At 46.2% G+C, this 21,983-nt stretch carries 19 protein-coding genes and 1 other RNA gene; 17 read left to right on the top strand and 3 right to left on the bottom strand.

What is annotated here, in order from left to right; translation table 11 throughout:
- The first annotated feature begins 73 nt into the window (after positions 1–73).
- From glyQ to rnpB, 8 genes are all read left to right on the top strand, one after another.
- Positions 74–961 (top strand): glycine--tRNA ligase subunit alpha, encoded by an 888-nt coding sequence (gene glyQ / locus ACT89M_RS20040; RefSeq protein ID WP_090914724.1) that lies wholly within the window; start codon positions 74–76, stop codon positions 959–961.
- Entirely contained in the window at positions 954–3,029 is a 2,076-nt protein-coding gene (gene glyS, locus ACT89M_RS20035) for a glycine--tRNA ligase subunit beta (RefSeq protein WP_308722821.1), read from the top strand. The genes glyQ and glyS overlap by 8 nt, the downstream gene beginning before the upstream one ends.
- 227 nt (positions 3,030–3,256) lie before the next feature.
- Entirely contained in the window at positions 3,257–3,724 is a 468-nt protein-coding gene (locus tag ACT89M_RS20030) for a YaiI/YqxD family protein (RefSeq protein ID WP_373323246.1), read from the top strand.
- Between the two features lie 47 nt (positions 3,725–3,771).
- Positions 3,772–5,592: a DNA primase gene (dnaG, locus tag ACT89M_RS20025; RefSeq protein ID WP_308722820.1), complete on the top strand. Its 1,821-nt coding sequence runs from the start codon at positions 3,772–3,774 to the stop codon at positions 5,590–5,592.
- 45 nt (positions 5,593–5,637) lie between these two features.
- Entirely contained in the window at positions 5,638–6,777 is a 1,140-nt protein-coding gene (rpoD, locus tag ACT89M_RS20020; RefSeq protein ID WP_090914720.1) for an RNA polymerase sigma factor RpoD, read from the top strand.
- A gap of 184 nt (positions 6,778–6,961) precedes the next feature.
- Positions 6,962–7,720, top strand: coding sequence for a tRNA (adenine(22)-N(1))-methyltransferase (locus ACT89M_RS20015; protein WP_154957780.1), 759 nt, complete (start codon positions 6,962–6,964; stop codon positions 7,718–7,720).
- On the top strand, positions 7,696–8,811 hold the full coding sequence (locus ACT89M_RS20010; RefSeq protein ID WP_308722819.1) for a Nif3-like dinuclear metal center hexameric protein: 1,116 nt from the start codon (positions 7,696–7,698) through the stop codon (positions 8,809–8,811). The genes ACT89M_RS20015 and ACT89M_RS20010 overlap by 25 nt, the downstream gene beginning before the upstream one ends.
- A gap of 82 nt (positions 8,812–8,893) precedes the next feature.
- Positions 8,894–9,303: RNase P RNA component class A (rnpB, locus tag ACT89M_RS20005), an RNA gene on the top strand.
- A gap of 204 nt (positions 9,304–9,507) precedes the next feature.
- On the opposite strand, the gene ACT89M_RS20000 is transcribed toward rnpB, so the two are convergent.
- Positions 9,508–10,737, bottom strand: coding sequence for an aminotransferase-like domain-containing protein (locus tag ACT89M_RS20000; protein ID WP_154888055.1), 1,230 nt, complete (start codon positions 10,735–10,737; stop codon positions 9,508–9,510).
- A gap of 111 nt (positions 10,738–10,848) precedes the next feature.
- Between ACT89M_RS20000 and pdxR the strand changes: the two genes are divergently transcribed.
- Positions 10,849–12,369 carry a MocR-like pyridoxine biosynthesis transcription factor PdxR gene (gene pdxR / locus ACT89M_RS19995; protein WP_154888058.1) on the top strand — a complete coding sequence of 507 codons (1,521 nt, stop codon included), beginning with the start codon at positions 10,849–10,851 and terminating at the stop codon, positions 12,367–12,369.
- An 85-nt stretch (positions 12,370–12,454) separates the two neighbouring features.
- Positions 12,455–12,709, top strand: a complete 255-nt coding sequence (locus ACT89M_RS19990) for a hypothetical protein (protein WP_261769237.1) — start codon at positions 12,455–12,457, stop codon at positions 12,707–12,709.
- 175 nt (positions 12,710–12,884) lie between these two features.
- Here ACT89M_RS19990 and ACT89M_RS19985 read toward each other — a convergent pair whose 3' ends face one another.
- A complete protein-coding gene (locus tag ACT89M_RS19985) occupies positions 12,885–14,759 on the bottom strand; it encodes a S8 family peptidase (RefSeq protein ID WP_308722818.1) in 1,875 nt (624 codons plus the stop codon).
- Between the two features lie 301 nt (positions 14,760–15,060).
- Here ACT89M_RS19985 and ACT89M_RS19980 point away from each other — a divergent pair, with 301 nt between their 5' ends.
- The 6 genes from ACT89M_RS19980 (at position 15,061) to thiI (ending at position 19,957) form a co-directional block, all read left to right on the top strand.
- Positions 15,061–15,567, top strand: coding sequence for a YpuI family protein (locus ACT89M_RS19980; protein ID WP_090914707.1), 507 nt, complete (start codon positions 15,061–15,063; stop codon positions 15,565–15,567).
- Between the two features lie 184 nt (positions 15,568–15,751).
- Entirely contained in the window at positions 15,752–15,970 is a 219-nt protein-coding gene (locus tag ACT89M_RS19975; RefSeq protein ID WP_090914705.1) for a DUF1540 domain-containing protein, read from the top strand.
- 35 nt (positions 15,971–16,005) lie between these two features.
- Positions 16,006–16,425, top strand: coding sequence for a hypothetical protein (locus tag ACT89M_RS19970; RefSeq protein WP_373323245.1), 420 nt, complete (start codon positions 16,006–16,008; stop codon positions 16,423–16,425).
- Positions 16,426–16,650: 225 nt separating this feature from the next.
- On the top strand, positions 16,651–17,397 hold the full coding sequence (locus ACT89M_RS19965) for a lytic transglycosylase domain-containing protein (protein ID WP_154888062.1): 747 nt from the start codon (positions 16,651–16,653) through the stop codon (positions 17,395–17,397).
- Positions 17,398–17,558: 161 nt separating this feature from the next.
- On the top strand, positions 17,559–18,707 hold the full coding sequence (locus tag ACT89M_RS19960) for a cysteine desulfurase family protein (RefSeq protein ID WP_154888064.1): 1,149 nt from the start codon (positions 17,559–17,561) through the stop codon (positions 18,705–18,707).
- An 8-nt stretch (positions 18,708–18,715) separates the two neighbouring features.
- Positions 18,716–19,957 (top strand): tRNA uracil 4-sulfurtransferase ThiI, encoded by a 1,242-nt coding sequence (thiI, locus tag ACT89M_RS19955; protein WP_308722943.1) that lies wholly within the window; start codon positions 18,716–18,718, stop codon positions 19,955–19,957.
- A gap of 173 nt (positions 19,958–20,130) precedes the next feature.
- Here the strand turns inward: thiI and ACT89M_RS19950 are convergent, their stop codons facing one another.
- On the bottom strand, positions 20,131–20,832 hold the full coding sequence (locus ACT89M_RS19950; RefSeq protein WP_154888066.1) for a TerC family protein: 702 nt from the start codon (positions 20,830–20,832) through the stop codon (positions 20,131–20,133).
- Positions 20,833–20,919: 87 nt separating this feature from the next.
- Between ACT89M_RS19950 and ACT89M_RS19945 the strand changes: the two genes are divergently transcribed.
- Entirely contained in the window at positions 20,920–21,579 is a 660-nt protein-coding gene (locus ACT89M_RS19945; protein ID WP_154888068.1) for a TerC family protein, read from the top strand.
- Positions 21,580–21,983: the final 404 nt, after the last annotated feature.

The raw sequence follows: 21,983 nt of genomic DNA, 5'->3' as shown, positions 1-21,983 counted from the left end.
GGGCGAGGGCTATTTATTATTGCCTGCACACCTCCTATGCTTGCTAACAAACTACCCGAAAAGGAGCATGATTATGAATTTTCAGCAGATGATCTTGACGCTGCAACAATTCTGGGCCGAGCATAACTGTATTATCGTTCAGCCATATGATACGGAAAAAGGGGCAGGCACGATGAACCCGATGACCTTTTTACGTTCACTTGGACCAGAGCCTTGGAAAGTGGCTTATGTTGAGCCTTCCCGCCGTCCATCCGATGGACGTTATGGCGAGAACCCTAACCGGTTGTATCAGCATCACCAGTTCCAGGTCATTATCAAGCCTTCTCCGGATAATATCCAGGAAATCTACTTGGAAAGTTTGAATCGTCTGGGAATTGATCCGCTCAAGCATGATATCCGGTTTGTTGAAGACAACTGGGAGAACCCTTCGCTTGGTTGTGCAGGTCTTGGTTGGGAAGTGTGGCTTGACGGGATGGAGATTACGCAATTTACGTATTTCCAGCAGGTCGGTGGAATCGAAACGAATCCAGTAGCAGTGGAGATCACGTATGGTATGGAGCGTCTTGCTTCTTACATACAGGAAAAAGAAAATGTATTTGATCTTGAATGGGTCGAAGGTATTGCCTATGGCGACGTATTCCGTCAACCTGAATATGAGCATTCCAAGTATACATTTGAAATCTCTGACGTAAAAATGCTATTTACCCTTTTTAATATGTATGAAGAAGAAGCGAACAAAGCGATGGCACAGCACTTGGTATTCCCGGCATATGACTATGTGTTGAAGTGTTCCCATACGTTCAACTTGCTCGATGCGCGCGGGGCGATCAGTGTTACAGAACGCACAGGTTACATTACCCGTGTCCGCAACCTTGCTCGTCAAGTGGCAGCAACATATGTGGAAGAGCGTGAGAAGCTGGGCTTCCCGCTGATCAAGAAAGGGGGAGCCGAGAATGTCTAAGGATCTGTTGTTTGAGATTGGCCTGGAAGAAGTGCCTGCTCGTTTTATGCGCGCAGCTATCGCACAACTTCAGGAACGCATTGTGAAATGGCTTGATTCATCCCGTATTGCCTATGGTGAAGTGCAGGCTTACGCGACACCACGCCGTCTAGCCATTCTGATTCAGAACGTAGCCGACAAACAGGAAGATGTGGAAGAAGAGGTAAAAGGGCCTTCCCGCAAAATAGCGCTGGATGACAGCGGTAACTGGAGCAAAGCAGCACTCGGATTTGCACGCAGTCAAGGTGTTGAGCCTGATCAATTTACCTTCAAAGAACTGAACGGTGTTGAATACATTTATGCAACGAAAAGTAGCAAAGGTGTAGAGACAGCATCCGTTATTGGCGAAGGTTTGTTATCCGTATTACACGCAATGACTTTCCCGAAATTTATGCGCTGGGCGTCCTACGATTTCAAATTTGTTCGTCCTATTCGCTGGATTGTTGCATTGTTTGGCACGGAAGTGATTGATCTTGAAGTAACGGGTGTAAAAGCGGGTAACGTAACGCGTGGGCATCGTTTCCTGGGCAATGAAGCTGTGGTATCTGAGCCTTCGGTGTACGTAGATGTGCTTCGTGCTCAGCATGTCATTGCAGATATTTCTGAACGTGAGCAGATGATTGTATCCCAGATTGAGGCGCTGGCTGCCGAGAAAAACTGGAATATTGCAATCAAAGAAGATTTGCTTGAAGAGGTACTATTCCTTGTCGAAACACCAACCGTACTGTTTGGTACATTTGATTCCTCGTTCTTGAACATTCCGCAGGAAGTTTTGATTACTTCAATGCGTGAGCACCAACGTTACTTCCCTGTGTTCAATCAGGAAGGTCAGCTGTTGCCTTACTTTGTTACGGTTCGTAACGGGGGCGCTGATTCCCTTGATGTTATCGCCAAAGGAAACGAGAAGGTGCTGCGTGCCCGTCTGTCAGATGCAAAATTCTTTTACGAGGAAGACCAGAAGCTGGAGATTAAGGACGCATTGTCCAAACTTGAAAGCATCGTATTCCAAGAAGAACTTGGCACAGTGGGAGATAAGGTTCGCCGCATTCGCAAAATTGCTGACAGCCTGGCTACGAAATTGCAAGTATCTGGTGATGTGGCTGAATCGGTTAGCCGGTCCGCAGATATCTGCAAGTTCGATCTGGTTACGCTGATGGTTGGCGAATTCCCTGAGTTGCAAGGTGTGATGGGTGAGGATTACGCTCATAAAGCTGGTGAAAAAGAAGAAGTTGCTAAGGCTGTATTCGAGCATTATCAACCTCGTTTTGCTGGTGATCAATCTCCTGCATCTCTTGTGGGTGCGATTGTTAGTGCGGCAGATAAAATGGATACAATTGTAGGATGTTTTTCTATTAATATTATTCCTACAGGTTCTCAGGATCCGTACGCACTTCGACGCCAGGCAGCAGGTATTGTACAAATTTTGCTGGATCATCAACTTCCGCTGACCTTGTCTGATGTCTTCGGCGCAGCACTTGAAGTTCACGCTCAGATGAATCTGTTGAAACGTGCAGATGCAGAGGTGCGTAAAGATTTACAGGACTTCTTCGCATTGCGTGTGAAAAAATTGCTGTCGGAAACGGTTCGTTATGACGTTGTTGATGCAGTGATTGCTTCCGGATTCGATGATATTAGTGCAATCGTTCCTAAAGGTGAAGCGTTGATGAAAGCCGTACTGGAAGCGGAAGAATTCAAAACAACACTGGAATCGTTCAACCGTGTAGGAAACTTGGCTAGCAAAGCATCGAACGCTTCGGTACATCCTGAACTGTTTGTAGAAGATGGAGAGCGTCAGCTATTTGATGCCTGGAATCAAACGAACGAAACCTATCGCGATGCATTGTCCAAACATAACGCTTCAGAAGCTTTGGCTATCGCTTCAGCATGGAAGGAAGCCATCACGGTGTTCTTTGACTCTGTTATGGTCATGGCCGAAGATGAAGCGGTACGTGCGAATCGACTGGCTCTTCTTGCTGCCATAGATCAAGATTTGAAAGGCTTTGCTGATTTCTCCAAACTGGTTGGATAAGTACTGCAGTTCAATGATTATCTTTGTACAATTCAGCAAAACATAAATACAGTATTAAAGAACGAAATATGAGGGTATAAATATACGGAACGGGTTGCTCAATGATTTGGACAACCGCTCCGTATTTTTAGCCTCTGTTTTTTCTCCATTAGACTCAGAAGGATTTTCAATGACTGAGGTCGTATATTACAATATGCAGATATTTTATGAAACCGGGTGGTATAGGTTTGAGTGAATTGAATATACGTCACATCGTAGTTGATGGAGATGCTTGCCCGGTCAAGACGGAGATCGCTAACACTGCACGTCTCTTTCAGGTTCCTGTATTACTTGTTTCTTCCTTTGATCATTTGTTGCAAGGGGGGGAAGGTGTACGAACCGTGCAAGTGGATCGTAGTGATCAGAGCGCAGATCTGTACATCGCGAATCATATTAAGCCATATGATGTGGTTATTACGCAGGATTATGGACTCGCGGCGCTGGCTCTTGGCAAACGTTGTTATGTTTTATCTTTTAGAGGCCGAGAATTTAACGATCGAGATATTGATTTTATGCTCGATTCCCGCCATACTGCGGCCAAAGCTAGGCGCAGAGGGCATTATGGGAAAGGCCCAAAACCCTTTACAGAGCAGGATCGAGAAATTTTTCAACATAAACTGACAAAACTTTTGAAAGATTTGCAGGAGAATGTGTAAGTTTATCGAATTATATTTACGTGTTAGAAGAGATGAAGGTGGCCGAGATGAGTACCGGACAAGGCGGAATACCCGAAAGTATTATTGAATCGGTATTGCAACAGCATGATATCGTCGATACGGTAAGCCGATTTGTGCATCTGACCAAGCAGGGGAAATATATGAAAGGCCTCTGCCCTTTTCATTCCGAGAAGACGCCTTCGTTCACCGTTACACCTGAGAAACAGATTTTCTATTGCTACGGTTGCGGCACGGGCGGAAATGCCATCAAATTTAGGATGGAAATCGAAGGGTTATCCTTTCCCGAGGCTGTCAAAACGATGGCAGAAGAAAGTCATATCTCCATGGGTGACTGGCAGGGTCGTGAATCTGCTCATGTAAATCCGGAGACGGCACGTCTGCTGGAAGCTTATGAGCTTACCTCGAAGCTGTATCATTTTCTGTTGAAAAATACAGAGCATGGCAAAGTGGCCATGGAATATTTACGCTCGCGAGGTATTGGTGACAAATTGATTGATCAGTTCCAGATTGGTTATGCGCCAAATCGTTGGGACACGCTCGTACAATTTCTGGAGAAGCGCACTTATCCACTCGATGAGATGGAACGAGGCGGACTTCTGTCAGAACGAAGTGAAGGTCACGGATATGTGGACAAGTTCAGAGATCGAATCATGTTTCCGATCCATGGTAGAAGTGGCAAGCCGATTGCATTTGCAGGGCGAATCTTGGGGGATGGACAGCCGAAATATTTGAACTCGCCAGAAACCAGGTTGTTCAACAAAGGCCGTGTTCTCTACAATCTGCACCAAGCTAAAAATGCAATACGGAAACAGAGACAGGTCATTTTGTTTGAAGGCTACGGTGATGTGATCTCCGCGTGGGATCAGGACGTTCAGAATGGTGTCGCAGCCATGGGAACGGCGCTTACGGAGAATCAGGCTTTAATGATCAAGGGCATGTGTGATGAGGTTATCCTCTGTTATGACGGCGACCGAGCCGGACAGGCTGCCGCAGTGAAAAACTTCCCCATTTTGGAGGAGGCTGGATTGCAGGTTAAGGTGGCACTCATTCCTGAGGGACTTGATCCAGATGATTTTATTCGCAAGCACGGCGGTGAACGATTCCGTAACCAGATTGTTGATGGCGCCGTAACAACTACAAAATTTAAGCTTATAAACCTCAAGAAAAACCATATACTGCTAGAAGGCGGCGGACAAATCGCTTATTCCAAAGAAGCAGTGAAATTGATTGCTCCCTTGTCCTCACCAACAGAGCGTGAAGTGTATCTTCGTGAACTTGCTGCTGAAGTCGATGTATCTTTCGAAACATTGAAGCAAGAATGTAACGAGGAACGGGAAGCGATGAAAAATAACGAGGATTATGGGGATAATAACCCGAAAAGGTGGAATAATGGTAGGCAACAAAATAGGCAGGTGCCTACACCCAATCTGTTGCCGGCATACCATGCTGCTGAGCGCAAACTGATTGCCTGGATGTTACAGGATGATGAAGCGGCTCAGTATGTAAATGAACATCTTGGCGAAGCTTTTAACTTGGATGATCATGCAGCAATTGCTGCTTATCTATATGCCTATTATGCACAGGGCAAACCGCCGGATACAAGTCGTTTTATGTCTTCGTTGCATGATGATCGTCTGGAAAAGACGGTCAGCTCAATCTCGATGATGGATGGCCCGGGTGAATGGAGCGTCCAAGTGCTCGATGATTGCATCAGGGAAGTGTTGAAGTATCCGCGCAAAAAACAGTACGATTTAAAAAAGGAAGAAATGATTGCTGCAGAGCGGGCAGGTGATTCTGTACGCGCGGCACAAATTGCACTTGAGATGATTGCCCTAGAGAGACAGTGAACGTCTGGATGACTTGGATGTTTCTAGGGAGGAGGGAGTCGAGTTATGGCGAATGATCAGCATACTGAACTAGAAACAGAATTGACACTGGATCAGGTTAAAGATCAATTGATTGAATCAGGTAAGAAAAGAGCTTCACTCAACTATAAGGAAATTATTGAGAAACTTTCTCCGTTTGAGCAGGATGCAGAACAAATGGATGAGTTTTACGAACAACTCAGTGACCTCGGTATTGATGTTGTTAACGAAAATGATGAAGAGGTAACCCTTCGTCCTAGCGAGGATTCCGAAAATGGCGGCAGAGATGGCGACGATGAGTTCCACTTTGACGATGATCTGAGCTTGCCACCTGGAATCAAAATTAATGACCCTGTACGGATGTACCTGAAGGAGATCGGACGTGTACCTTTGTTGTCAGCTGATGACGAGGTGCAACTCGCAAAACGGATCGAAAACGGGGATGAAGAAGCGAAGCGCCGTCTGGCTGAAGCGAACCTTCGTCTCGTTGTAAGTATTGCGAAACGTTATGTAGGACGCGGAATGCTGTTCCTTGATCTGATTCAGGAAGGTAACATGGGTCTGATTAAAGCGGTAGAGAAGTTTGACCATAAAAAGGGTTACAAGTTCAGTACGTATGCGACATGGTGGATTCGTCAGGCGATTACACGTGCAATTGCTGACCAAGCACGTACGATCCGTATCCCTGTGCACATGGTAGAAACCATTAATAAGCTGATTCGGGTATCCCGTCAACTATTGCAAGAACTTGGACGCGAACCGACTCCTGAAGAAATCGCTGCGGAGATGGATCTAAGCGTAGAAAAAGTGCGTGAGATTACAAAAATTGCTCAAGAACCGGTTTCCTTGGAAACACCAATTGGTGAAGAAGACGATTCCCATCTGGGTGATTTCATCGAGGATCAGGAAGCATTGGCTCCAGCAGATGCTGCTGCCTATGAGCTTTTGAAAGAGCAACTTGAAGATGTTCTGGACACATTGACGGAGCGTGAAGAAAATGTTCTTCGTCTGCGCTTTGGTCTGGACGATGGACGTACGAGAACACTTGAAGAAGTTGGTAAAGTTTTTGGTGTTACTCGTGAGCGTATTCGTCAGATTGAAGCCAAGGCTCTTCGTAAATTGCGTCACCCGAGTCGAAGCAAACGACTTAAGGATTTCCTCGAATAATTAAACTGTAGGAGACTTTCTGCGAGACGCTTTGGCGGCGGCGGGGTCTCCTTTCGTTTTAATTTGAACGGTTAGATTTCTTTCTTTTGGAAATTCATCCTTGAAATGTTTGATTGGATTTTATTTTATCGCTTTTCTTTACGCAATGCAAATCAATAAATTAAATGAATGGTGTAGGTGCCCCATGAAACTTTCGAATCGATTACAACAAATACATGACCAAATTCCTGAAGGTAGTCGGCTGGCGGATATTGGATCAGACCATGCTTTACTACCCGTCGCTGCAATCCGTAGTGGAAAAGCGGTGAGTGCAATAGCTGGGGAAGTCAATCCGGGTCCTTATGATGCGGCTTCTAAACAGGTCAGTGATGCCGGACTTCAATCGCAAATCACGGTACGTCGTGGAGATGGTCTCGATGTCATTACTGCTGGAGAAGTCGATGTAATTACCATTGCTGGCATGGGCGGCGCACTGATCGCTTCCATTCTAGACCGGGGAATCTCCAAACTTGAAGGTGTACAGCTTCTGATTCTGCAACCCAATGTAGGCGAAGATATTTTGCGACGCTGGCTACTTCAGCATCATTGGGTTGTCGTGGCCGAGCAGCTTATTGAAGAGGATGGCAAGATTTATGAAATTATTACCGCAATGCCGCAAGCAAGCAGCCCAATCACGAATGAAGAGGTATATCGTGCTCGCCCGTTACAGGGTGACGTGGAGTTAACCGAAGATTTGCTATTGCGTATGGGGCCGTACTTGGTGGACCGTGCAACAGACGTATTTTTTGCCAAATGGGAAAGTGAGATACTCAAATTACAGAGCGTGTTGAAGTCCATCTCCAAGTCCGATCAGGATTCTTCCAGGGACAAAGCAGCAGAGGTGGAACAACTTATCACGAGTTTGAAGGAGGTATTGGCATGTTTGCCAAAGGTCAAACCGTAATTCAATTTATGGAGCAACTTGCTCCTAAACATCTGGCAGTACCCGACGACCGTATTGGCTTGCAGCTGGGAAGTCTGCAAAAGGACATTACCCATGTGCTTGTAGCGCTGGATGTCACGAATGAGGTTGTGGATGAAGCGATTCGGATCGGGGCCAATCTGATTATTGCCCATCATGCGATTATTTTCCGTCCCGTAAAATCACTCAGCACGGATACGCCTATGGGCAAATTGTATGAAAAGCTGATCAAGCATGATATTGCGGTTTACATCAGTCACACGAATCTCGACGTGGCTGAAGGTGGTATCAATGACTGGATGGCTGAGGCGCTTGGCATTGAGAGCAAGGAAGCACTCGAGGATGTGCACACAGATCAGTTGTACAAGCTGGCGGTATTTGTGCCTAGGACGCATCATGAGCAGGTACTGCAGGCGATTTTGGGAGCTGGAGCAGGTAGTATCGGTCAATATAATAAATGCAGTTTTAGCACCGAAGGAACAGGCACATTTGTACCTAGTGAAGGGACTCAGCCTTTTATCGGATCACAGGGACAGATGGAACGTGTGGAAGAAATGCGGATTGAAACGGTTGTACCTCAAAGTTTGCGGGGCAAGGTCATTCAGGCGATGTTACAAGCGCATCCCTATGAAGAAGTGGCCTATGACCTTTATGAAATGGATTTAAAAGGGCGTACACTTGGCCTAGGACGTCTTGGACCTCTTCGGGAATCTAAAACACTTGGCGAGCTGGTAGAGGTCGTGAAAGCCCAATTAAATGTGCCTCATGTGCGCGTTGTCGGTGATTTGAACAAAAGAATCAAGAAAGCGGCCGTGCTAGGCGGCTCGGGTAGCCGTTATGTGCTCACTGCACGTTTCAAGGGTGCGGATGTCATTGTAACCGGAGATATTGATTACCACACGGCACATGACGCGTTAATGGCAGGGATGTGCATTATTGATCCGGGTCATAACACGGAGAAGATCATGAAACCGAAAACAGCAGATTGGCTTCGTGGCCGACTAGCGGATCAGCGATACGAGACACAGGTCACTGCATCCGAGGTGGATACTGAAGTATTTCGTTTCTTGTAAAAGAGAGCATGTAGCCTGATTTCCATTAATATTTAGCTTGTGTGGGGCAGCAAATGCCTGTATACTATGTAATGTTGTTCGGAAAGCTTGACAGACAATCGCTGGTGGCCTTTGTTGCCACGAGAGGAAAGTCCGGGCTCCACAGGGCAGGATGCTGGATAACGTCCAGTCAGCGCGAGTTGAAGGATAGTGCCACAGAAATGGACCGCCGATGGCCGGGTTTCCCGGCACAGGCAAGGATGGAACCGAGGTGTAAGAGACCCCGAGGAACGCTGGTGACTTCGTTCCTGGTAAACCCCATCTGGAGCAAGACCTAATGGGACACGGTCGCCTCTTTGGAGGAGACAGCCTTAGCCCGAGGTGTGTCTAGGTTGGTCGCTTGAGCTGTGTAGCAATGCATGGCCTAGATAGATGATTGTCGCTTCTGGTGGGAGGGTAGTTCCCGTTTGAACCACGAAGAGCACAGAACCCGGCTTACGGTAAGCTTTCCTAACTGCAACAACAACTTTTAAAATGAAATGTTCCTGTTCACGACGGGACAGGTTATATAAAATAAGGCAGCAGATTCGGATTAACGAATTTGCCGCCTTATTTTTTTGTCTTTAAGAAAACCGCCTATCCCATATATGGAATAAGCGGTCAACGGTTATGGTGATCAATTACAGATGATTACAGTTTTCATGCTTTACCGATCAGTTACATGGTAACGACATGGTCTGATTGATTGGAAGCATGCCAGCGCTGAATCGCGCGATCCATTCGCTCCACGGCCTCAGGAAGAAGTTCAGGGTCAGTATGAGTAAAGTTGATACGCATCCGGTTAAGCTCTGGCGTGCCGGCATAGAAGGAATCTCCAGGCACGATGCACACTTTTTCCTGAATGCCATAAGTAAATAGATTGCTGGCGAGCATACCTTCAGGTAATTGTAGCCATAGGAACATTCCGCCTTGTGGGGAGTTCCATGTAATGCCATTCCAGGATTTAGAAGCCATGAGTGTGGTTAGCTTTTTCATGCGCTCTTCATAGTCCTGAGAGATGTGGCGAATGTGGCCATCCAAATCAAAGGTCTCAAGCAAGGCATGGAGTGCCCGCTGATCAATGCTACTCGAATGCAAATCTGCGCCTTGTTTGGCCCGAGCAGCGATTTTGACAATGTCGGGAGCAGCCAGAATCCAGCCTGTACGAAGACCTGGGGCTACTGTTTTGGAAAAGGTGCTGGTGTAAATCACGTTAGATGGTCCTTCATAGGAAGCGGCATCGAGTGCAGCGAGAGCGGGTACGTCCAGCTGTTCCGGGTTAAAGCGGATTTCGCCGTAAGGGTCATCTTCCAGAATAAGTACACCATATTTACGGCACAAATCTACGGCTTGTTGTCTTCTTTCCCGTGACCAGACTTTTCCTGTCGGATTGGAGAACGTTGGGTTAATGTAGACGAGTTTAGGACGATGCAACTGAAGCTGTTCCTCGAGTGATTCAGGCAACATGCCGTGATCATCACAAGCGACTCCATAAGATACTCCTTGATAGGATTGAATGACTTGCAAGGCAGCTAGATAAGTGGGTGATTCCACGAGCACGCGATCACCGGGATCTAAAAGAATTCGGCAGATGAGATCAATTGATTGCTGTGATCCAGTAGTCAAAAGCATATGATCAGGTGAGGCCGCAAGTCCTTTCGATTCCAGACGCTCGGCGATTTTGACACGAAGAGGACGGTAACCTTCCGTTTCAGCATATTGAAGAGCGGCTGATCCGCTCATAAATACTTTTTCATACGCCAGGCGTATAGCTTCCAGTGGAAATGAAGTCTGTGCTGGCAATCCACCAGCAAGTGATATCATTCCAGGTGCCTGAGCAGCCTGCAACATGTCGCGAACGACAGAGGACGGGGTGTTTTGTGCCATTTTAGACCAAGGTGTACTCATATTATTCTCATCTCCTGTTATTCACTGTTATACTGATATTATAAACTATATTAGACGTAGCGCACTATAACAGTAAAACAACGATCATAACAGTTAGGGGGATGAGCAGACATGCATATTGAGCTTAAAAGGGGAAGCAGTACCAAATTATATATGCAGATTGCTCTGACCATTGCAGATCGTATCCGCTCAGGTTTGATTGAACCGGGAACGAGGTTGCCATCTGTTCGTAAGATGACCGCTGATTTAGGCGTTAGTTTGGTAACTGTAACTAAAGCATATGCGGAACTGGAGGCTATACAACTCGTTCGTTGCTCTCAGGGAAAAGGCTGTTATGTAAGGGGAACAGAGCCTTCGGATCAAATGTCCAGAGAAGCAGTTGCCCATAGCAAAATGAGCACCAGCGACTCCGGTGTTTCGTTGAACTGGCAGATGACACTGGTAGATTATTTACCCAGAGCACAACTGTGGAGACATTTTGACGCATCCCCTCAAGTCCGATATGAACTGCATATGTCAGCGATTCAGCCTGAGTTATTACCTACGCGTGATATTATCAATAGCGCCTATCACTTGTCCTCAGATCATGCAGAGCGCATGGCGGCCTATGGATCATTTCAGGGGGATTGGGAACTAAGACAGACATTTGCAAGACATTTTGCTTCTCGCGGACTGCAAGTTACGCCCGAAAGAATGTTAATTACAAGCGGAGCACAGCAGGGGATTGATCTGGTAGCTCGTACATTTATCGGTCCTGGAGATGTCGTATATATGGAGGCACCAACGTATACAGGGGCTATAGATGTGTTCACGAGTCGAGGAGCCAAAATCATTACCGTTCCTATGGACAATGAAGGTATGCGTATCGATCTGCTTACCCGCTTGTGTGATACATATCCGCCCAAGCTAATCTATACGATCCCTACATATCACAATCCGACAGGTGTGACGATGAGTACTCAGAGACGGGCCCAATTGCTAAATATCGCACAAAGTTATCACTGCCTCATTCTGGAAGATGACCCGTTTGCAGATTTATACTTTCGTGAGCCGCCACCGGCTTCGATTAAGTCCATGGATAGTGCGGGGCATGTGGTTTACATTAAAAGTTTCAGCAAAGTACTCTCCCCCGGTTGCCGTGTAGCTTGTGCTATAGCCGATGGAAGTGTGCTTACCCGGCTTGTGGCCGCGAAGTCTACGGCCGATCTTGGGAGTCCGTTATTAACTCAAAAAGCACTTCAAGCTTATATTCAGGAACAGTATGACACTTACGTTTATCAGCTCCGAGAAGAACTCTACTCGCGCTTGTGTGTTGCCTCAGAGGTGCTCGAGCAGTATGCAACGAACGAGATGCAGTGGCGTCTTCCTGAGGGAGGGCTTAATTTATGGCTCGAATTGCAGGGGAATATGGACATGCATGAACTGCATCGGCAGTCCCTCGCTGCTGGCGTTTCTTTTTTGCCTGGTTCAGCCTGTTATGTTGCGGAAAGTGACACAACGAGTTTACGAATATGTTTCACTGTGACGAGTAGTGAAGCGCTGAAGCAAGGGCTTCGAATTCTGTGTACTGTCATTGAGAGGGTCTCATCACAACATGCTGGGGCAACGGCGGACAGGCTACCGCTCATTTAATTTTTAAGAATATGGACATCCATCCATACCACATCGGGTTCACTGCAATAGGTTATAGTATCACTTGAAAGGGAGTTGGTTTGAAATGATGAACCATTGTTGTCCAGAGGTTTCACCGATTGTATGTGACCCGATTCAGGTTGTTCAGGATTATTACATTCCACAGATCGTACCTGTAATCCACCCGATTGAAGTTGTGAAGCAACACCACTGTGTTCCAATACCTCATCATATGTATCCCGTTGTTATCAGAGAAGAAGGTCCAATGTATGTATCCAGCCATAAGAAAAAATCACTGAAAAAATCTAGCAAAGCCCGCTCGACTTCTCGCAAACGCTAATCGCAGTTAACGCCCCGGGAAAAAGAATCAAACCAAAGAGCAGCATACGCCCCGGGGCGCAGCTGCTTTTGTTTTTGGTATAATTCGACCAGAAAAACGTACACAGTCCACTCTGATGTCCGAATAACCTGGAGAATAGCGCTTATCCCAGAAGTTAAGGTTATTCAATAAGATATTATTGGATATATTTTTTCATCGTGTTATCCATCTGCTGTCTGACATGCTGAGGCCAGAACTGTAACGGAGCACTGCTTCCCGATGCGGCTTGTAACGCTTTGTATACATCAATCTGACCATAACCGTAGTACTTATCATGGCCGGGTTCCCCTAGATCAATTACACTTTGCCGCATCAGATCCATAACCTCCGTATTGGTCAGATCCGGGTTCAACGAGCGAATTAATCCTGCAAGTGCTGCGACGTGCGGACTAGCCATGGATGTGCCTGACAGAGCAGCGTACTGATTGTCCGGGTACGTACTGGCAATACTTGATCCGGGAGCCATGACATCCACATAGTCTCCATAATTGGAGTAGGAGGCTTTATTCATATCCGGGTCTGTAGCAGAGACAGCAAAAACTTCGGGATAAGCAGCAGGGTATCCCGGACGCTCGGTATTATCGTTGCCGGTTGCAGCGATAAGTACGATATCCCGGTCAAAAGCGTATTTAATAGCATCATGGAGAAATTGAGCGTCTGCATAGTTACCAAGACTCATATTAATGACTTTGGCGCCATGATCGGCTGCCCAAATGATGCCCTCAGCGACCGCATACGTTGTACCTGATCCCGAGTTGTCCAGTACTTTGACAGGAAGCACCTTATTGTACCAGCTCATACCAGCTACACCTTCGTTATTGTTTACAATCGCTCCGATGATACCGGCAACATGGGTACCATGACCGACATCATCGAGCGGTTTGTTGCCCGGATTCACGACATTATATCCCTCGAGCAATTTTCCTTTGAGATCCGGGTGATTCACATCAACACCTGTATCTACCACGGCTACGATAACATCTTTGTTGCCCTTCGTAATATTCCACCCGCGATTTGTCTCAATGGCAGGCAGATTCCACTGATAATCCGAGAACAGTACATCGTTAGGGATGGGTACATCCGGTTGTTCAGCGGCCGTTTCATTGGTTAAGTACATATAGTGGGGTTCCATATACTGCGGATTCCATTTACTTCCGAAATAATCTCGCAATTGTTTATAATTCATCGTTTCAGACCGAAAAACATACGTATAACCGAGCTTGCGAGCAGACTGCGTCTTCACGTCAGAACGAATGATGCGCATATCTCGTTCACCCGGATCTTGCCGGAAACGAATGACGATTTCATTTTCGTAAAAATGGCTTGCATTGGCGTTGTCATGCCCGGTTTTTACCGTGATTTCGTTTAATGTGTCGGGATGAACCGATTCGATTTTGAATTTCCCTTCACGTGGATAAGGAATCATCCGCAAATTTTTACGCTGATGCTCTTCCACGGCATTTAATACACTTTGACTAAACAGAGCGATGATGGCTCGTTTGCCATCCTTGGAGGGTTGTCCCATGACAAAGTATTTTTCTTTTCCAAGTGGAAACGAAGAGGACTCGAAGCTTTGACGCTTGTGTACCGCTTTTTTTGCCAAATTCATTGCATGAGATAATTTTTGTTGCTCCAGTTTACTGCCTTCTTTGAACGCACGATCAAATCGTTTACTCGATGAGTCATCCATATTCATTAATTGAATAGACCGCATGTGCCCGTGTGAATCTTGAAGATCTTTCATATAACGGGTCACCTGTGCATCTGTCATCGTGTTCGTTTTATCCAGTATGATCCCGAGGTGCTGTTTGGCATCTACACGGGTCAGCAGATCGGTGGCTTTGATATCCTGAACTTTCAGACGCTGCTTGCTTGCATGTTCCTTCTGAGGATTCTCCTGCATAGCGCTTGGCTTGGGTACGGTACGGTTTGATGTTGGAAGCAGTAAGGTCAGCGCTAAGGCGCCCGCACCTGCTGCGAGAGCCCAGTTGATCCACCTTGGTCTGGACATAAGACAGAACCTCCTCGTTCATTTTGGACAATGGCTTATACGGCGTGCTTGAACGCATCGTCGTTGTCACGGATGTAGTTATCGTTAGGAGAAGCACATATTTTTATACAAAAGAGTTTCGAGTCATTGCATGTTCCGAAGCATATATCATGACAGGAATGGAAAGCACGATTAAGGGATACCGCTCGTCAACTTTTTATGGTAGGATTATATCTGAGTATTCAAAAGGTCAGGAAACAAACATGGTTTGGCCTACCTAGATGTAAAAATGTAAGGACTTATTTAAGGGGGAGCTACCTTTATGTCAGCAGCCAATGTACAAAAAACATGTGAGTCAACCAGAGAAAAGTTAAAACCGGCGATCGATCGGATCGAAAAGTTTTTGAATGAAAATGCTTTGCCTGAACTGGATCAGAACCAGACGGAGGAGTCAACCGCCTTCTACAAAGGTTTCCTTTCAGATCTCCGTCATTTGCTCGTTTTTTCTGAAGTTTCTTACGAAAAACTTGGCGTTGTGCTGCGTCGTGCCAACTTTGATGTCGAATTTGCCGAAAAGGCTCTTTATAATACGTATCACCAAAGTGTGAACAGCTTTTTCTATCCGAAAAATGAGTGCTACTCTGAGGACGGAAGATATGCTTATACAGGTCAGGATGCCATCCGTTTCCGTGATAAGCCGATTCGGGCTGTACGCGACGTCATTTTGGAAATTTCCAAGACTTATGAAGAACTTCGTGACGACTTGGCCTATTACGAGAGTGATTATCTGACCCAGCGTCGTATGCAAAGCCAACGTAACCACGCCTAATATTTCGTAACAGACAGACCGCCCTTGTGGCGGTTTTTTTTTGTTTGGATGTAAGGATGGAACGTTCGTTTCGAAGTGAATGACTTTAGATAAATACGTATCCTGATACATGTTATCATCTGGCATTTCGGCGAAGAATATCGGATTTGGCGCGTGGGAACATTAGATGTCGAGGTGATAAAAAATGAGCCATGACAAACCAATTGTCAAATGCAGCGTTTCCAACTGTCATTTCTGGGGAGAAAACAACTTTTGCCAGGCCGATGCCATCATGATTGACATTGACCAGCACGCTACCCGTCGTCTGCATGAGGAATTTGCCGGAGAGACTTTTGACTCCGATCATCATGATCATGCGCGTACCTCTTCAGCAACATGCTGTCACACATTCAGACCCAAGTAAGCAGTCATCCAATCCATTAACGGAGGTGCTTTCACGTGAAGAATGATGATTTCAATGACGAACATTTGGATCGTTACAACACAGAATCGCAGAGTCAACAACAGCGCCAGCGTGTGGATTATCCAAGAAAAGCATATCGTGAGGAATACGGTGCGGAGATTACGCCGCGAGCAACCGTGCGAACCAGGGAGAGCGACCGTGTGCATTCAGATGCAGTACCGCAGAAACATGAGGCTGATCGTGTAATGGAATCAACAGGCCGTGTTGCAGGGTATATGGGTCTTGCTTTTGGTATCGCATCGTTGTTCATGTGGTCCATTGTATTGGGTCCCGCTGCGGCTGTACTTGGTTATTATGCTTATGTGAATGGACGTAAGACAGCAGGAGCCTGGTCCATCGGACTAGGAATCGTCGCTACACTGAGTTACTTTTTTATGATTCCTTTTGCACGATAAAAAAAGCGACATTCGTTCATGGGATGGGAGAGGTATCCTCGGATCTCAGGACAATAGAAAAGCCTTCTGTATTCACTTCCTTATGGTGAATCAGAAGGTTTTTTCACATTTACGCATATTTTTAACGTCTAATCAGCTATTTTTTATGAAAATGATGGAACCTGTCTGTAAAACCATGTAGAATAAAGTCATCTAGCTTGAATGAAACGGGAGTGGAGTTAACTCATGCAAATTGATCCACGCAATTCGCGGCAATTATTGGAGTTGCAATTGTCCAATATTAATAATCAAACGAACGGATCAGCTGTGCCAACTGGTTCGACGACTGACTTTTCAAATATGATGGATGGATTGTTAAATGCGGATAATCGTAGTCTGAGCGATGCGGAAAATCAAACTTCGACCTCTAAGCGATCCAATGACGGTTTGTTGTGGTTGCAGCTTGGCAGTACCTATAGTCCGGATATGAATATAACGGGTTCTTCCCAAGCAGGTAATCTGGATTCATTGCTTGCCTTGAGTAATACAGGACAAGCTGATTCCGGCAAATCCGTGCCTACGGATTTCGAATCACTGATCTCACAGGCCAGTGCGAAGTACGGGGTCCCTGAATCTTTAATCAAAGCGGTCATCGATACAGAATCCGGTTTTAATCCGAATGTTGTCTCTTCGGCAGGTGCGAAGGGGCTGATGCAATTAATGGATGGTACGGCAGCCGGACTTGGTGTGAGTGACTCCTTCGACCCGGGTCAAAATATCGATGCAGGCACCAAATATTTATCCCTTCAGCTTCAGCGTTTTGGCGGGCAGGAGAAAATGGCTTTGGCAGCCTATAATGCTGGTCCAGGTCGGTTGTCCAGACTGGGCGTTACCAATGATAATGAACTGATGAGCATGCTCCATTTGTTGCCTGTGGAAACGCAAAATTATATTACCAAAGTGGAACGGGCTCGTTCCAAATATTCGATCTAAAAAGGACATCTTCTGAGCATGTCCCAAACAAAGAGATCCAGCTTAAAAGGCAGGCCTTCATTGCCTACTTTCAGTTGGTCTTTTTTTGTGTTGTACGAAGATCGTGGTACAATGCTCACTATAAGTTAATGAACGAACGAATAAGGAAGGTGCACCTTGTTTTGAAATATTTTGATTATGCTGCAACGACTCCTCCATATCCCGATGTGGTTCGCACGATGGCGGAAATTATGGAAACACAGTTCGGAAATGCGTCGTCGATTCATGGATACGGTGAACGTGCAGATCAATTACTACGCCGAGCGCGGACAGGCTGTGCAGCCACAATCGGTGTAAAAGCAGATGAAATCATATTTACATCCGGAGCAACGGAGAGTAATAACCTCGCGATTAAGGGGGCTGCACTTCGGTATCGTTCACGGGGAAAACATATTATAACTACGGCAACGGAGCACGCGTCTGTGTATGAGAGTGTGTTGCAGTTACAGCAATGGGGATGGGATGTAACCTTTATCCCTGTAGATTCAAGAGGTGTCGTTACTGCTGAGCAGGTACTAAAAGCTGTTCGTTCGGACACCGTGCTTGTTAGTCTGATGCATGTGAACAATGAGACGGGTGCGATTCATCCGGTAGAAGAGATTGGTAATCTGCTCAAAAAAAACGCGCCACGGGTCCTTTTTCATGTAGATGGCGTACAAGGTTTCGGAAAAGTGCACGTTGCACCAGCCAAATGGAAAGCGGATCTGTACAGTTTGTCCGCTCATAAAATCCGTGGGCCGAAAGGTGCCGGGCTCCTCTATGTGAGAAGTGGCGTAGAGCTTATACCACTGCTATCCGGTGGCTCACAGGAGCATGGGCTCAGGGCAGGCACAGAGAATACGGCTCTGATTGTGGGTATGGCCAAGGCAATGCGGATCGCAACAGAAAGGCAGATTGATTTTTCGAGTCGAATTCGCATACTTCGAGACCGGGTGATGAAGACGATTGCTGCTATCCCGGAGCTCGAGCTCAACAGTACGCATGACGGAGCGCCACATATTGTACATTTTTCCTATCCTGCTATGAAAGCAGAAGTAGCCTTGCATACCCTAGAGCAACTTGGCTGTACGGTGTCTACCCAGTCGGCATGCTCCTCGCGTTCGGCTGAGCCAAGCCGGGTGCTGCTTGCCATGGGAAGAGATGTTGCCTGTGCCGCTGGGGGATTGCGAATTAGTTTCGGTGACGAACATACAGAAGAGGATGCAGCCATGCTGGAAAAGGCACTGCATCAGATGGTGGCACAATTACGGCCACTCGAAAGGCGGATGTAAATTAAATGTTGAATTATGATATGCTACTTCTCCGTTTTGGAGAGTTTATGTTAAAAGGAAAAAATCGTGCGCGATTTGAGAAAACGATCATCACTCAAGTCAAGGCACTGCTTAAGCCTTATCCAGGGGCAAGTCTGCGTAAAGAATACGGACGAGTCTACGTGGATCTTGGTGGTGAATCCCACACACAGCTTATTCCCGTGCTCAAACGTGTATTTGGTGTAGCGTCTATCAGTCCTGTGAAAGTAACACCTTCCGAGATTGACGAAATTGTTCAAACTGCGGTTGCGTTTATGGATGAACGAGCTGAAGAATTCGGTGAAGTCACGACCTTCAAGGTAAACGCGCGTCGAGTGTGGAAGGCCTTCCCGCATTCTTCTCATGAAACAAATCATCTCGTCGGTTCACCGATTCTGCGCAAATTTCAGCAGTTGAAGGTCGATGTGCGTGACCCTGATATCGAGTTACGTGTAGAAATCCGGGAACAAGGCACTTATATTTTCAGTGAAGTCATTCCTGCCGCAGGCGGATTCCCGCTTGGAACAAATGGCAAGGCAATGGTCCTCTTGTCTGGAGGGATAGACAGTCCCGTAGCTGCATGGTCTTCCATGCGCCGGGGACTCGAAGTCGAGTGTGTGCATTTTTATAGTTATCCTTTTACCAGTCAGCGGGCCAAAGAAAAAGTGATTGATCTTGCCCGTGCGCTTGCAGATCACGCGGGTTCGATCAAATTACACCTGGTTCCATTTACAGAGATTCAGACCGCATTCACCCAGTTGGGTCAAGATAATCTGATTATTACCTTAATGCGGCGTTCCATGCTACGAATTGCCACCAAGCTGGCAGAACGTGAACGTGCTCTCGCGCTGATTACTGGTGATAGTCTGGGTCAGGTGGCAAGCCAAACCCTTCCGAGCATGAATGTCATCGGCCGCGCTACGGACCTGCCTCTGCTGAGACCGCTGGTCATGATGGACAAGCAGGAAATTATTTCACTTTCCAAACAGATTGGAACGTATGATATCTCGATTCTGCCTTATGAAGATTGCTGTACATTGTTTGTTCCAAAATCACCATCCACCAATCCGAATCTGCGGATTGTGGATAAAATCGAAGCAACGATGAGCCATCTGCCGGAATGGCTGGATCAAGCGGTAGAACATACAGAAACGATAACTTTGTATGCCGGGGAAGCTTCAGTATTGACGGGGCAGCCAGAGAACAGTGAAATGAAGGATGACTGGTTTTAAATGTGGTGGTTATTTGGGGCATGCCAAATTAGAGGTAGACATAACAAATGAAATGTAAATAGAACACAAAAAGAACAGGACTAACCAGGGTGAGAAGGGGGGAGTCCTGTTCTTTTTGTGAGACGTTATTTCGTAAATGAATTGCTTGTATTGCCTCTATTTCCTTGGCTCGTCTATGAATAGGAACGTTGCTGTTTAGCTTGGGCTTTCTTACTTGTAGTTCGTTTACGGTAACCAAGAAAAACAACACCTCCAATCACTACAGCGATGAACAGGATGCGGATTGCCGGATGCTCCGTGAAAAAAGGCATAATCCGTTTCTCTTCAGTAATCATATTTGCAGCAGTATAACCTAGTACCATAGCGCCAACATAGATAATCCAGGGAAAGTGGTTCATCAGTTTGATGAACAAGGTGCTACCCCAAACGATAATCGGGACACTGATCAGCAATCCGAGGATAACAAGTACCAGATGTTGTTGCGCAGCCCCCGCTACGGCAATCACATTGTCTAGTCCCATGGCTGCATCCGCAATGATGATTGTACGAACAGCGGCCCAGAGGGAAGTATCGGCTTGAATGTCATTGTGCTCATCTCCCTGATCTGCCAGCAGTTTATAGGCAATCCAGACCAGGAGTAGGCCTCCTGCGAGTAAGAGCCAAGGCACTTTGAGCAACCATAATACAACGACGGTGGCTGCAATCCGAATGAGAAGTGCACCGCCTGTGCCGAACAGGATCGCCTTTTTTTGCACGGAAGGATGGAGATTTCTAGCTGCAAGACCAATGACGATGGCATTATCGCCAGCCAGGATCAGATCAATAAAGACAACATTCAACAAAGACAGCCAGAATGTTGGACTAAGTAGCTCCATGTGATATGTCACTCCTTATATATTCTTCAAACACTAAGAATAGCATGTACATCTTTCACATACAAGTTAGAGTGGGGGGATGAGGAGATGGATACGCTATGGCTGTTAACACAAATTTTAATGATCAATCTGGTATTGAGTGGCGATAACGCGGTTGTCATTGCAATGGCGAGCAAAGATTTACCTCCAGCTCAACGTAAAAAAGCAGTATGGTGGGGAGCACTTGGTGCAGTACTTCTACGTTGCATACTTACTTTCGCGGCTGTACTGTTGCTGGGGATTCCTTTTATTCAGGCGGCAGGCGGGTTGTTATTGTTCTGGATTGCGCTGAAGCTGCTGCTTCAAAACGATGAAGAGGTACATATCCGTAACGCATCCACAACCTGGAAAGCGATTCAGACAATATTAGTTGCTGATTTTGTGATGAGTCTGGATAATGTATTAGCGATTGCTGCATTGGCGGATGGAGACCTCGCTCTAATTGTTATCGGGATTGCTATTAGTATTCCTATTGTAGTATGGGGTAGTGGTGTCATTGTGGGACTGCTCAAACGCTTTCCGATTCTGGTGTATGCGGGATCAGGAATACTTGCGTTTACCGCAGGAGAAATGTTGATGAGAGACCCGAAGCTAGGGGAGTGGCTGGGCGGAATGGCAGCACAGGCTCATGCAATGTTGCCAGCAGCTTTAGCTTGTCTGGTTATAGCGGCGGGAGGGGCACATAGATTCGTTCGCCGAAATACTTAGATGACAACATGAGTTAGAATAAGCTTTTTGTTTGAGAGGTGTCCCATAAGGGATACCTTTTCTGTTTTTTAATATGCCTGAGGCGTTCCGCCAAGAAGAGTCGGCGTTTTTTTTCGCATGTGAACGATAAAGGATAGAGCAATGAAGAGGGGAAGTAATCTTCGTATCGTAAGTTTATCTGATATTATATATGGTGTCTCTAAGGGGAATACAGATTAAGGTTGGAGGCATAATGTATATTTCGCTTAAGTTAGGACGACTCATTTTCGACATCAGTATAGTTTTTTGTGGAAACATCAGATACACTGTTAACATCAGGTTATAGCTTGTTTTTACAATTCAAAATGTGTTTAGTACTGGGAGAGTCAGCATAGTTCGGAATTACATAATTAACGAAAACAGAG

The sequence above is a fragment of the Paenibacillus sp. NN59 genome (genome assembly GCF_057597225.1).
Note: the sequence above shows the minus strand (reverse complement) of the source record. Positions and strands in the feature narration are given on the sequence as shown.

Bases quoted from the DNA above. Each gene is read 5' to 3' on its own strand.
- glyQ (WP_090914724.1), top strand. From the start codon at position 74: ATGAATTTTCAGCAGATGATCTTGACGCTGCAACAATTCTGGGCCGAG.
- glyS (WP_308722821.1), top strand. From the start codon at position 954: ATGTCTAAGGATCTGTTGTTTGAGATTGGCCTGGAAGAAGTGCCTGCT.
- dnaG (WP_308722820.1), top strand. From the start codon at position 3,772: ATGAGTACCGGACAAGGCGGAATACCCGAAAGTATTATTGAATCGGTA.
- rpoD (WP_090914720.1), top strand. From the start codon at position 5,638: ATGGCGAATGATCAGCATACTGAACTAGAAACAGAATTGACACTGGAT.
- ACT89M_RS20015 (WP_154957780.1), top strand. From the start codon at position 6,962: ATGAAACTTTCGAATCGATTACAACAAATACATGACCAAATTCCTGAA.
- ACT89M_RS20010 (WP_308722819.1), top strand. From the start codon at position 7,696: ATGTTTGCCAAAGGTCAAACCGTAATTCAATTTATGGAGCAACTTGCT.
- ACT89M_RS20000 (WP_154888055.1), bottom strand. From the start codon at position 10,737: ATGAGTACACCTTGGTCTAAAATGGCACAAAACACCCCGTCCTCTGTC.
- pdxR (WP_154888058.1), top strand. From the start codon at position 10,849: ATGCATATTGAGCTTAAAAGGGGAAGCAGTACCAAATTATATATGCAG.
- ACT89M_RS19990 (WP_261769237.1), top strand. From the start codon at position 12,455: ATGATGAACCATTGTTGTCCAGAGGTTTCACCGATTGTATGTGACCCG.
- ACT89M_RS19985 (WP_308722818.1), bottom strand. From the start codon at position 14,759: ATGTCCAGACCAAGGTGGATCAACTGGGCTCTCGCAGCAGGTGCGGGC.
- ACT89M_RS19980 (WP_090914707.1), top strand. From the start codon at position 15,061: ATGTCAGCAGCCAATGTACAAAAAACATGTGAGTCAACCAGAGAAAAG.
- ACT89M_RS19975 (WP_090914705.1), top strand. From the start codon at position 15,752: ATGAGCCATGACAAACCAATTGTCAAATGCAGCGTTTCCAACTGTCAT.
- ACT89M_RS19965 (WP_154888062.1), top strand. From the start codon at position 16,651: ATGCAAATTGATCCACGCAATTCGCGGCAATTATTGGAGTTGCAATTG.
- ACT89M_RS19950 (WP_154888066.1), bottom strand. From the start codon at position 20,832: ATGGAGCTACTTAGTCCAACATTCTGGCTGTCTTTGTTGAATGTTGTC.
- ACT89M_RS19945 (WP_154888068.1), top strand. From the start codon at position 20,920: ATGGATACGCTATGGCTGTTAACACAAATTTTAATGATCAATCTGGTA.